This window comes from Rhizobium etli 8C-3 (genome assembly GCF_001908375.1).
Lineage (GTDB): Bacteria > Pseudomonadota > Alphaproteobacteria > Rhizobiales > Rhizobiaceae > Rhizobium > Rhizobium etli_B.
Map to the genome: position 1 here is coordinate 1,735,129 of NZ_CP017241.1, position 12,359 is coordinate 1,747,487.

Below are 12,359 nucleotides of genomic sequence, written 5' to 3' on the forward strand. Positions count from 1 at the left end.
AACCTTAAGCTGCGAAGTCGAAATAACCGACCACTGGAACGTGGTCGGACGGCTTTTCCCAGGCCCGTACATGCTTTTCGATCGCCACCGACGTCATGTGATCGGCGGCCTCCGGCGAAAGCATCAGGTGGTCGATCCGGATGCCGTTGTTCTTCTGCCAGGCGCCGGCCTGGTAATCCCAGAAGGAGTAGAGCTGAACGGCGTCCGTCGAGGTGCGGATGGCATCGGTAAACCCGAGATTTTCGAGCCTGCGGAAGGCCTCTCGCGTTTGCGGCAAAAAGAGCGCATCGCCTTCCCAGACCTTCGGATCGAAGCAATCGTGCGGCTCGGGAATCACGTTGTAGTCACCGGCGAGGATGAAGATGTCCTCATAGGAAAGGCGCGAGACCGCAAACTGGCGCAGTCGCTCCATCCAGGCGAGCTTGTAGGGATATTTTTCAGTGTCGACGGGATTGCCGTTCGGCAGATAGAGGCAGCAGACGCGAAGGGCTCGGTTGCCCGGGATCGAGAATACGGCTTCCAGAAAACGGGCCTGCTCGTCGAGAGGGTCGCCCGGCAGCCCGCGGCTCACTTCGTCGGGTGAGGTCTTGGAAAGGATCGCAACACCATTGAACCCTTTCTGGCCATGCGTTTCGACGTGATAGCCCATCGCCTCGATCTCGAGCCGCGGAAACGCTTCGTCGATCGTCTTGATCTCCTGCAGGCAGACGATGTCCGGATCGGAATCCTTGAGCCACTGCGTGAGGTTGTCGATGCGCGCCTTGACGCCGTTGATGTTCCAGGTCGCGATCTTCATAGGGTGTTCCTCTTGCGCTTCGTGCCTGATCTTTTATCGTGCCGTCCCGCTTGCGGACAAGACGATAAACCAGCCGGAAGGGATACTTCGGCCGGTTCGATGTGGATATACAGGCAAGCTTAGATCGAGAAGCTGGTGCCGCAGCCGCAGCTTGCAACTGCATTCGGGTTCTTGATCTGGAAGGATTGACCGAGAAGGTTGTCGACGAAGTCGATTTCCGAGCCTGCCATATAGACCAGCGACAGGCTATCGATCAGTACCTTGGCGTTGTTCTTCTCGATGACGATGTCATCGTCCCGGGCATCGCCGGTAAGATCGAACTTATATGAAAAACCCGAGCAGCCGCCGCCTTCGACGGAAACGCGCAGCGCGTTCTTGCCGGACTCTGCACCGACGATCGCCGCGATTCGTTTTGCCGCCGCGTCGGAAAGGGTTACACTTGTATCCGTCATGTTTCCTCCTGCCGGGGTCAAGATCCGGAGAGAATTGATACCGGCCGATGAAACGTCAAACGGCTGATATCAAAAGAATTTACCACACGCGTTGCCAAAACGCATTATTCGGCAAAGCAGTTAAGAAAGGGCCTCTTTGCCGTTTATATTGGCTATAGGTATGAAGAGCGCGATGCGGCGTCAATGGGCGTGGTGTTGCGCGGTGTTGAATGACGGTGAAAAATGAAGATCGACAGGCAGGCGTTGGGTTTCGGAAATGGCGAACGGGCAACCTATGCGGCAGATCCATGGACGACGCGCGGAAGGCTCTATGTCGAAAGCTCCAGCCCGACGCGTTCGGAATTTCAGCGCGATCGCGACCGCATTGTCCATACGACGGCGTTTCGCCGTCTGAAGCACAAGACGCAGGTCTTCATCGCGCAGGACGGCGATCATTATCGCACGCGCCTGACGCACACGATCGAGGTCGCCCAGATCGCCCGTGCGCTGGCGCGCGCTCTCAAGCTTGACGAGGATCTGGCGGAGGGCGTGGCGCTCGTCCACGACTTTGGCCACACGCCTTTCGGCCATACCGGGGAGGACGCGCTGCACGAGGTGCTCCTGCCCTATGGCGGCTTCGACCATAACGCCCAGTCGCTCCGCATCGTCACCAAGCTGGAACGGCGCTATGCCGAATTCGACGGCATCAACCTGACCTGGGAGAGCCTAGAGGGCCTCGTGAAGCACAATGGGCCGCTGCTGAAGAAGGACGGGCAGGGCACGCGGGGACCCGTGCCGCAGCCGATCCTCGACTATTGCGAAATCCACGACCTCGAACTTGCGACTTTCGCCAGCCTCGAAGCGCAGGTGGCAGCGATCGCCGACGACATAGCCTATAACACCCATGACATAGACGACGGTCTTCGCTCGGGCTACTTGACGTTCGAGATGCTGGAGGAAATTCCGTTCCTCGCCGGGCTGATGGACGAGGTCCGCGAGCGCTACCCCCATCTTGAGAAGAGCCGTTTCACGCATGAGATCATGCGCCGGCAGATTACGCGCATGGTCGAGGATGTGATTGCCGTCGCACAAAAGCGCCTGAGTGAGGTGAAACCGAAAAGCGTCAAGGATGTACGCGAGGCCGGCAAGGTGATCGCAACCTTTTCGGAGGCGATGTCGCAGACCGACAAGCAGATCAAGCAGATGCTCTTCAAGCGCATCTACCGCCATCCCGACATCATGCGGATCCGCGCAGGCGCCGCAAAGATCGTCACCGATCTTTTTGCCGCCTACATGGCCAATCCGAAGGAGATGCAGAGCCATTACTGGGTTGATCATATTACAGGCCTTGCCGATGCGCCGAAAGCCCGCCACGTCGGCGATTACCTGGCGGGGATGACCGACACCTATGCAATCAGCGCCCACAGGCGATTGTTTGACCGCACTCCGGATTTGCGATAGGCAGCGGGCGCCGCGGCAGGAGTTGCGGCAGAGCCTATGCATGGAAGAGTGCGATGAACCTTTTTACCGACTTCGAAGCCAGGATTAAGAACGCCCTTGAACGGATTGATATCGTCAAGGAAAAGCGATCCGAGCTCGATTTCGGGCGCATCGCCGTCGAACCGCCTCGTGATGCAAGCCACGGCGATGTCGCGACCAATGCCGCCATGGTGCTGGCAAAGCCGCTGGGGACCAATCCGCGCGCGCTCGCCGAAATCATCATCGCCAAGTTGAAAGAAGATGCCGACGTCGCCGACGTCTCCGTCGCTGGCCCCGGCTTCATCAACATCAGGCTTTCCATCGGCTACTGGCAGCGCTTGCTTGCTTCGATCATCGAGGCCGGAACCGATTACGGCCGCTCGAAGCTTGGCGCCGGCAAGAAGGTGAATGTCGAATATGTCTCGGCAAATCCGACCGGCCCGATGCATGTCGGCCATTGCCGCGGCGCCGTGGTCGGAGACGCGCTGGCCAATCTGCTTGCCTTCGCAGGCTATGCCGTCGAGAAGGAATACTACATCAACGATGCCGGCTCTCAGATTGACGTGCTGGCCCGCTCGGTCTTCCTGCGCTACCGCGAAGCGCTCGGCGAAAGCATCGGCGATATCCCGCCCGGCCTTTATCCCGGCGACTACCTGATCCCGGTCGGAAAATCGCTTGCTGGCGACTATGGCGTGCGGCTGCACAACATGCCGGAAGAGCAGTGGATGCCGATCGTCAAGGATCGTACGATCGACGCGATGATGACGATGATCCGCGAGGATCTCGCAGCCCTCAACGTGCATCACGACGTCTTCTTTTCTGAGCGGAAGCTGCATGATGCCGGCGCTGCCGCGATCCGCACCGCGATCAATGACCTGACCTTCAAGGGCTTTGTCTACAAGGGCGCGCTGCCGCCGCCGAAGGGGCAGGTGCCGGAAGACTGGGAAGACCGCGAGCAGACGCTCTTCCGCTCGACGGAAGTCGGCGACGACATGGATCGCCCGCTTATCAAGTCGGATGGCTCCTACACCTATTTCGCCGCGGACGTCGCCTATTTCAAGAACAAGTTCGATCGCGGCTTCGACGAAATGATCTATGTGCTCGGCGCCGACCACGGTGGATACGTGAAGCGCCTGGAGGCCGTGGCCCGCGCCGTTTCCGAAGGCAAATCGAAGCTCACCGTTCTGCTTTGCCAGCTCGTCAAGCTCTTCCGCAACGGCGAGCCGGTGAAGATGTCGAAGCGCTCGGGCGACTTCGTGACGCTGCGCGACGTGGTCGAGGAAGTCGGCCGTGATTCGGTTCGCTTCATGATGCTCTACCGCAAGAATTCCGAGCCGCTCGACTTCGATTTCGCCAAGGTAACGGAGCATTCGAAAGACAATCCGGTCTTTTACGTGCAGTATGCGCATGCCCGCTGCATGTCGGTTTTCCGCCAGGCGAGGGAGGCGTTTCCGGACCTTGACGTATCGCCCGCAGACCTTGCGGGAGCGGTCCTAGGCGTCTCTGATCCCACGGAATTGCAGCTGGTTGCGAAGGCTGCAGAATTCCCGCGCATCGTCGAATCGGCGGCACAGTCGCAGGAGCCCCATCGCATCGCGTTTTACCTGTATGATCTGGCAAGTTTCTTCCACGCGCACTGGAATAAAGGTAAAGATCAAACGGAATTACGATTTGTTAACGATAAGAACCGAGAATCGAGTATTGCCAGACTTGGGCTGGTGTATGCTGTCGCTTCGGTTTTGAAGTCGGGACTTGCCATTACAGGCACTGCCGCACCGGATGAAATGCGATAACGTCACCATTTCCCCACATTGCGCTGGCATTTGACCGCGTGGGTTTACGGGTGGGATGAGTATGGCTGACAAACAACTGGCGTATGATACGCGAAAGAAGACGGAGCTTTTCGACGAGGGCGATCCGCTGGCTGAGCTTGCGCGTATCGTAGGCTTCGAGCCGCGTGTGGCTGCCAATACGGTTCCTGAGGTGCCCCGGCAGGAGCCGGCCCTCAATCTCGAGGACGAGCTTCTCCGCGAATTCGAGCGTTTCGACGCTCCGCGGCCGCTTGCAGGCCTCGATCGTCCGGCCGAACCTGCCGCCGAGGAATATGACTATCCCGCATCCGATGCCATCGTCGAGCCGGATCCTGTCGATCCGCCGGCTGCCACTTCGCCCGGCTGGCATGGGGCCGAGATGCTTTCCGCCGCCGATTGGGCCGCGCCCCAAGTGTCCGAACCGGTTTCCGGTGGCGCCCGTGATCTGATCGAGGAGCTTGAGCTTTCGATCGGCGGTCCCACGGTTCAGATTCCGCAGGCTTCAACCCCTGCCAGGGCGCCGCAATGGTCAGCTGCCAGCATCAAGCTTCCGCTTGCAAACTTCCATGCCGCTCGTCGCGACGAGCTTGTTGAATCGCCCGCAAAAGCCGCCGCACCTGTCGACGCGCTCGCCGTTCCCGAACAGCAGCTCGAGCCATTTGGGCAGGTTCAGCCGGTTATCCGGCCCGAACCGGCGATGGAGCCGGTTGCCTTTGATCCGGCCGAGGAATTCGAAGCGACAGCTCCGCAAGGCTTTCCGGCCGAACTCGATCGCCATGACGAGGTGGTCATGGACGAATCGCCAGCCCAGGAAATGCTCGCGCCGGTCGAGGCGCCGGTTTTGATGGAGCCGCGGGTTGAAGCTGAACCCTTCGATCTGGTTGCTGCCGCAACGGAAGGCGTCGTACAGGCGGACGCCGCGCTGACTGAAGCGCCTTTCGAAAACCAGCCGATCGCCTTCGAGTTCGATGATCTGCTGGCCGACGTCTCCCGTTATCCGGTTCCTGAGCGTCTGGCCTCTGCGCCCGTGGAGCCGAAGGCGGCGCCTTTCGAACAGTGGGAGCCTCTGGTCGTCGCGTCCGCTGCTGCTGCACCTGTCGCCGCTCCGGTGGCCGTTGCACCTGTCGCCGCTCCGGTTGACGTTGCACCTGTCGCCGCTCCGATTGACGTTGCTCCTGCCGCCGTCCCGGTTGACGTTGCTCCTGCCGCCGTCCCGGTGGACGTTGCTCCTGCCGCTGCCGAACCACCCGCTGTGGCCGCAACTGCTATCGAGGATGCTGACAGCGAAGATCCGTTTGCCGGCCACGATTTCGAACTCGATCTCGAAGGTATCGAACTCGAACTCGCCGATCTGGATTTTGCCGAGCCTGCAAAGACCCAGGAACCTGCCCCTGTCGTCGCAGCGCCGGCTGCCGTGGTTGTCGCCCGGCCAGTCGGGCAGTTTGCCGCCGCTTCGCCTTACGAAGCCCCGCCCCATGCCGCAGCCGTGGAGAGCAAGTCCGCTGCAGCCGATGGCGAAGAAGATCTGCCCTTCGATGCCTCGATGATTGCCGAGGCCGATCATCATCCCGAGGCTGTCGAGGACATGCATGTGCCGTCGCTGCCGCCCGTCGAGCAGCCGGCCCCGGTTGCGCCGGCAAACGACTTCGATTTCGACGTCGACGCGGAAATCGCAAGCCTCTTCGAAACGTCGGTCCAAAAGGAGCCGGCTGTTGCAGCACCTGCTTGGGCTCCGGCAGCGGCACCCGCTTGGGCTCCCGCAGCAGCCGCTGCCGTTGTTGCAGCAGCGCCGGTGGCGGCTCGGCCGCAGTCGGCCGGCGGACCTGACGATTTCGAGCGTGCGCTTGAGGAGGATTTTCGCCGCAGCGTTCGTGAACCCGTTCATCGCGCCGAAGCGCCAGCCGAGGTCCGTATCCAATCGGCGGCTGAGGCCGAGGACATGGGCCGCGCCCGTTCCATGAAACGGCTGCTTGCGGCCGCCGCTCTGATCGTCGTCTTCGCAGGCGGTGCCTACGGCGTCTATTCGGTCGTTACCGACGGCGGTCTCGGCATTGCTGGCGGCGAACCGCGCGTGATCGTGGCCGACAAGGAACCGGTCAAGATCGTCCCGGAAAATCCGGGTGGCAAGACGGTGCCGAACCAGGACAAGGCGGTCTATGATCGCGTTGCCGGTGCGACCGAGGCGCCGAAGCAGAAGGCACTCGTTTCATCCGATGAAGAGCCCGTTGATGTCGTTCAGCGTACCCTGACGCCCGAAGTTCTGCCGGAAGACAACGACGGACCCATCGCCGACAATCCGGCAAGTACGCCAGTCGGCGATACGCAGGATCCGCGGCTGCTTCCGAGCGAGGATGTGGGGGAAAGGGATGCTGCGGCCGAGGAGGGCCCCAATGGCGATCGTCCGCCGGCCGTTGCACCGCGCAAGGTCCGCACGATGATCGTCAAGCCGGACGGAACGCTGGTTGCCCGCGAGGAGCCCGCCGCACCGGTTGAAGAGCCTTCCGTTCAGCCGCCTGCCGCTGTTGCGGCATCTGGCGGTTCGGCGGCAAGCTTCCCGGCGAGCAAGGAGGTTGCCTCCGCCGATATCGGCGCGACGCCTGTCGAAACGACCACCGTCGCGCCGCTGCCCGCCGCTCAGCAACCATCCACGTCCACCCTGGAAAAGATTGCCGCTGCAGATCCGGCCACCGCGAAGATTGCCGCTGCAGATCCCGCCACCGCGAAGGTCGAACAGCCCGTCCACCCGGTTCAGACACCGCCCGCCGCTGAAAAACCTGCCGACACGGCGCCGGTACCGACGGCCCGTCCGGCAGAGCAACCGGTCACTGTCGTCGGCACCGTGACGGAGAAGGGCAACGTCCGCCCGGCCGAGCAGCAAGCCAAGCCGGCTGAGGTCTCATCGGTCGAGCCTGCCGCTGCAAAGCCGCAGCAGGCCTCACCGGCTGGCGGATACGGCATGCAGATCGCGTCGCTGCCGTCCGAAGCAGAGGCTAAGAAATCCTATGCGAGCCTGTCGAAGAAGTTTGCAAGCGTTCTCGGCGGCCGCAGCTTTGAAATCCGAAAGGCCGAAATCGCCGGCAAGGGCACGTTCTACCGCGTCCGGATCCCGGCCGGCTCCAAGGACGAGGCCGCAGCCCTTTGCCAGCAATATCGCTCAGCCGGCGGCAGCTGCCTGATTTCGAAGTGAACCTGTGATCACTTGATTTCAAGCGGCGGGCATGTCCCGCCGCTTTTTTGTATGTCCTGCTTTCCTGTGAATGGCGCTTGACCTTACTCGCAATTCCCCGTCAGGCCTCTATGATTCGGATATGACCGAATCAAAAGCGATGATCCTGGGCTGTAGCGGCCTGTCACTCACCCCTGAAGAAAAGGCCTTCTACAAGGCTGAACGGCCCTTCGGCTTTATCCTCTTTGGCCGCAATATCTGCGAGCCGCAGCAAATCGCCGATCTCGTTGCGGAAATGCGCGAAAGCGTCGGCTGGCACGCGCCGGTGCTGATTGATCAGGAAGGGGGCCGCGTGCAGCGCATCCGCCCGCCGATCCTGCAGCACTATCCCTCCGGCCAGGCGCTCGGGGATCTCTACCGGCGCGATCGCGAGCAGGGACTGCGCGCCGCATGGCTGATGTCGCGGTTGCATGCCTTCGATCTTCTCAAATTCGGTATCAATGTCGATTGCCTGCCTGTTCTCGACGTGCCTGTGGAGGGAAGTAGCAGCGTCATCGGCAACCGCGCCTATGGCGGTGATCCCGACACCGTGGCCGATATGGGACGCTCCGCGGCCGAGGGGCTGAAGGCCGGCGGGGTTCTGCCGGTGATGAAGCATATGCCGGGCCACGGCCGTGGGTTTGCCGATTCCCATCACGAACTGCCGGTCGTCACGGTCTCGCGCGATGAACTGGAAGCGCACGACTTCAAGCCCTTCATCGCCATGAAGGACGAGCTTGCGGCCATGACCTGCCACGTCGTCTTCGCAGCGATCGATCCGGACAATCCGGCGACGACCTCGAGCAAGGTGATCGAGGGCGTGATCCGAAAGCGCATCGGCTTCAAGGGCCTGTTGCTTTCCGACGATACCTCGATGAACGCCTTGGCCGGGACAATCGGCAAGCGGGCTGAAAATATCATTGCAGGCGGATGCGATATCGTGCTGCATTGCAACGGCCATATGGACGAGATGCAGCAGGTCGTGGCAAACACGCCGGTATTGGCGGGTGCCTCGCTTGAGCGGGCAAATGCCTTGCTGGCGGGCTTCCCAACAGTCGACCAGTCCGACGAGGCGGCGATCCGCGCCGAATTCGACGGAATGTTCGCAACCGTCTGAGCGATGGAAGAGAGGCAGAGGTGAACACGGTCAAAGGCACAGAGTGGACACAGAGGCCGAATACGCCGATGGACAAGCTTTGGCAGGACAATGGCGCCGAACGCGCGAGCCATGAGCCGGCACTGGTGATCGACGTTGCCGGCTTCGAAGGCCCGCTCGATCTCCTTCTCTATCTCGCCCGCAACCAGAAGGTCGATCTTTCGCGCATTTCGGTGCTGGCGCTTGCCGAGCAGTATCTGCAGTTCATCGAAACCGCCCGCCGCATCCGCATCGAACTTGCCGCCGATTATCTCGTGATGGCGGCGTGGCTCGCCTATCTCAAGTCCCGCCTGCTGATCCCGCAGCAGGTCAAGGACGACGGCCCCTCCGGCGAGGAGATGGCCGCAACGCTTGCATTCCGCCTGAAACGCCTCGAAGCCATGCGTGAGGCTGCAAGCGGGCTCGTCAACCGCAACCGTCTCGGTCGTGACATCTTTGCCCGCGGCGCGCCCGAGCATATTCCGGACCGGCAAAAATCCGCTTACGAGGCAAGCCTTTACGATCTGCTGACGGCCTATGCGTCGCTCCGCCAGCGCCAGGCCGTGACCCAGGTCACGATCGCGCGCCGCACCGTCTGGTCCCTGACCGATGCCCGCGAACTGCTGACGCGCATGATTGGGGAGTTCGGCGGCTGGACGGCGCTGGAGCATTACCTGCTTCGTTATATGGCATCGCCGGAAGAACGCGTCACGGCAATCGCCAGTGCCTTTGCCGCCTCGCTAGAACTCGTACGCGAGGGCAAGCTGGAGATCCGTCAGGACGCCGCCTTCGAGCCTCTCTATCTGCGCCGGGGACCCAAGCATGCGACCCTGCAGGTCGTCGAGCAGGAGAGGCCCGCTTGATGGATTCCAGAGACGATATCGGCCGCGGCGAAGGCGAGGGCGCTTTCCACGAGAATTTCCAGGCGCAGATGGAGGCCGAGCGCATCGCCGAGGCCCTGGTCTTTGCTTCCTCCCAGCCGGTTTCCGAAGCCTTCATCGCCGATCGTCTGCCGAGGAATTTCAACGTCCGCGCCCTCATGCTCCGTCTCAAGGAGCAGTATGCGCCGCGCGGCGTCAACCTCGTCCAGGTGGACGATGCCTGGGCCTTTCGCACAGCGGCCGATCTCTCATTCGTCATCCGCCGTGACGAGAACGAGGTCAAGAAGCTGTCGCGTGCCGCCCTCGAGGTGCTGGCGATCATCGCCTATCACCAGCCGGTCACCCGCGCCGAGATCGAAGATATCCGCGGCGTGCAAACCTCACGCGGCACGCTGGACGTGCTCATGGAAGCAGGCTGGGTGCGCTTTCGCGGCCGCCGCCGCACGCCCGGTCGGCCCGTGACGCTCGGCACGACCCGCGATTTCCTCGATCATTTCGGCCTCGAGGAACTGCGCGACCTGCCCGGGTTGGAGGAGCTGAAGGGTGCCGGTCTTCTTTCCGGCCGCATCCCTGCGAATTTCAACATCCCGTCGCCCTTGACGAGCGACGAACTGACCGAGGACGAGGATCCGATCACGCAGATGGACCTCGAGGAATTGGGCCTTCTGGCGCCCGGCGGCGCCTTGGAAGATTAGTGTCATCCGGTCTTTGTTTTGACACCGACGACGAAAACAATAGAGATCATCATAATTCGATACCCGGACGACTTGTCATTATGGGCGAACCCGTGACATTAAGCGTCAACTCAAGGGGATTTTCGATATTGGAAACGATGTCGGAAACTCTTACATCGAAGAAAGATCGCAACAGGGAGTATGCGTAATGGGTTCTTTTAGCATGTGGCACTGGTTGATCGTTCTGGTCATCGTGCTGTTGCTGTTCGGCCGCGGTAAGATTCCGGAGCTCATGGGCGACGTTGCCAAGGGCATCAAGAGCTTCAAGAAGGGCATCAACGACGAAGAAGCGCCTGACACGGCGAAGACCGTCGATCACAAGGCCGACGAACCGAAGTAACAAGTCCGGGAACGGGTGGCTTTGCCCCGCTTCCCCTCCAGGAGCCTTGAATGTTCGATATTGGCTGGACCGAGTTGCTTGTCATCGCGGTCGTGTTGATCGTCGTCGTCGGTCCGAAGGATCTGCCGCCGATGCTGCGCGCTTTCGGCAAGATGACGCAGCGTGCCCGCAAGGTCGCCGGCGAATTCCGCGCCCAGTTCGACGAGGCGCTGCGGGAGGCGGATCTTGATGACGTGCGCCAGACGATCAGCGATGCGCAGCGGCTCAATCCGGCAAACAGCCTGCGCGAGGCGATGAACCCGCTTCGCCAGATGGGCAACGACATCAAGGCCGACTTGCAGAAGGCAACGTCGGTCGAAAACAAGACCGAAGCGCCGCCGGTTGGCGTTCCGGCGCCGTCGATGAGCCTGCCCGAAACGCCACCTGTCGTCGCGCCGGCTCCGCAAGCTGCGCCGGCAGAGGTGGTCGCCGAAAAGCCGAGGGCCTCGCGCAAGCCGCGCGCTGCCGCCGAAAAGGCGCTGCCTGCGGCTGAAGCCGAGGCCGCCATCGCTGCAAAGCCGAAGCGTGCGGCTGCTGCAAAGCCCGCCGTCGCGACAGATCCGGCCACAGCAACAAAGGCTGTTTCGGCAAAGCCTGTTCCGGCGAGGAAGACTGCAGCGGCTGCGAAGAAGACGGCGACGAAAAAGAAGGACGAGGCATGAGCGGTGATATCGAAGACAAGCCGCAGCCGTTGATCGAGCACCTGATGGAGCTGCGCACGCGGCTGATCTGGGCGATCGGCGCCTTCTTCGTCGCCTTCATCGTCTGTTTCATCTTTGCCAAGCATCTCTTCAACGCCCTGGTCTATCCTTACAAATGGGCAGTCAACTGGGCCGGCCTCGATGTAACGAAGGCGCAGCTCATCTATACGGCTCCGCAGGAGTTCTTCTTCACGCAGGTGAAGGTCGCAATGTTCGGCGGTCTTGTGATCGCCTTCCCGATCATTGCCGCGCAAATCTACAAGTTTGTCGCCCCCGGCCTCTACAAGAACGAGCGTGCGGCCTTCCTGCCGTTCCTGATCGCATCGCCGGTCCTGTTTCTGCTTGGAGGCGCTCTCGTCTATTTCTTCTTCACGCCGATGGTGATGTGGTTCTTCCTGACCATGCAGCAGGCGCCGGGAGAGGGCGATGTCGCGATCTCGCTGCTGCCGAAGGTTTCGGAATATCTGAGCCTCATTATGACGCTCGTCTTCTCCTTCGGTCTGGTGTTCCAGCTTCCGGTCGTCACGACGCTGCTTGCGCGTGTCGGCCTGCTCACCTCGCAATGGCTTGCCGAGAAGCGCAAGTTTGCGATCGTGCTCGCCTTCGTCGTCGCCGCCGTGCTGACGCCGCCCGATCCGATGTCCCAGATCGGCCTTGCACTGCCGACGATCCTTCTCTACGAGATTGCCATCTACGCTGCGCGACTCGTGGAGCGCCAGCGTTCCCGGCAGGCGGTCGAAGGGGCGGACGGGTCTGCGGACGTTGCCAAGACGGACAGCGTCTGAGCGGTTCTCCGAAATTCCTTCC

General features: G+C 61.5%; 11 protein-coding genes. 9 read left to right on the plus strand and 2 right to left on the minus strand.

From position 1 onward, the window contains the following. Positions 1-4: 4 nt before the first annotated feature. Positions 5-796 carry an exodeoxyribonuclease III gene (gene xth, locus AM571_RS08895; protein ID WP_074061091.1) on the minus strand — a complete coding sequence of 264 codons (792 nt, stop codon included), beginning with the start codon at positions 794-796 and terminating at the stop codon, positions 5-7. A gap of 119 nt (positions 797-915) precedes the next feature. Continuing rightward, the gene (gene erpA / locus AM571_RS08900) at positions 916-1,248 is read right to left on the minus strand and encodes an iron-sulfur cluster insertion protein ErpA (protein WP_074061092.1); all 333 of its coding nucleotides are present in this window, start codon (positions 1,246-1,248) and stop codon (positions 916-918) included. Positions 1,249-1,470: 222 nt separating this feature from the next. Here erpA and AM571_RS08905 point away from each other — a divergent pair, with 222 nt between their 5' ends. The 9 genes from AM571_RS08905 (at position 1,471) to tatC (ending at position 12,337) form a co-directional block, all read left to right on the plus strand. Beyond that, complete coding sequence (locus AM571_RS08905) at positions 1,471-2,688, plus strand: deoxyguanosinetriphosphate triphosphohydrolase (RefSeq protein WP_074061093.1); 1,218 nt, start codon at positions 1,471-1,473, stop codon at positions 2,686-2,688. 53 nt (positions 2,689-2,741) lie between these two features. Beyond that, entirely contained in the window at positions 2,742-4,499 is a 1,758-nt protein-coding gene (gene argS / locus AM571_RS08910; protein WP_074061094.1) for an arginine--tRNA ligase, read from the plus strand. Between the two features lie 61 nt (positions 4,500-4,560). Continuing rightward, entirely contained in the window at positions 4,561-7,704 is a 3,144-nt protein-coding gene (locus AM571_RS08915; protein ID WP_074061095.1) for an SPOR domain-containing protein, read from the plus strand. A 121-nt stretch (positions 7,705-7,825) separates the two neighbouring features. Beyond that, a complete protein-coding gene (gene nagZ, locus AM571_RS08920; protein WP_081377051.1) occupies positions 7,826-8,839 on the plus strand; it encodes a beta-N-acetylhexosaminidase in 1,014 nt (337 codons plus the stop codon). 20 nt (positions 8,840-8,859) lie between these two features. After that, on the plus strand, positions 8,860-9,720 hold the full coding sequence (locus tag AM571_RS08925; protein ID WP_074061097.1) for a segregation and condensation protein A: 861 nt from the start codon (positions 8,860-8,862) through the stop codon (positions 9,718-9,720). Continuing rightward, entirely contained in the window at positions 9,720-10,433 is a 714-nt protein-coding gene (gene scpB / locus AM571_RS08930) for an SMC-Scp complex subunit ScpB (protein WP_074061098.1), read from the plus strand. Before AM571_RS08925 ends, scpB begins: the two co-directional genes overlap by 1 nt. A 187-nt stretch (positions 10,434-10,620) precedes the next feature. Then, positions 10,621-10,812 carry a twin-arginine translocase TatA/TatE family subunit gene (locus AM571_RS08935; RefSeq protein ID WP_022715359.1) on the plus strand — a complete coding sequence of 64 codons (192 nt, stop codon included), beginning with the start codon at positions 10,621-10,623 and terminating at the stop codon, positions 10,810-10,812. Positions 10,813-10,862: 50 nt separating this feature from the next. Beyond that, positions 10,863-11,513 (plus strand): Sec-independent protein translocase protein TatB, encoded by a 651-nt coding sequence (gene tatB, locus AM571_RS08940; RefSeq protein ID WP_074061099.1) that lies wholly within the window; start codon positions 10,863-10,865, stop codon positions 11,511-11,513. Next, positions 11,510-12,337, plus strand: a complete 828-nt coding sequence (gene tatC, locus AM571_RS08945; RefSeq protein ID WP_074061100.1) for a twin-arginine translocase subunit TatC — start codon at positions 11,510-11,512, stop codon at positions 12,335-12,337. Before tatB ends, tatC begins: the two co-directional genes overlap by 4 nt. Positions 12,338-12,359: the final 22 nt, after the last annotated feature.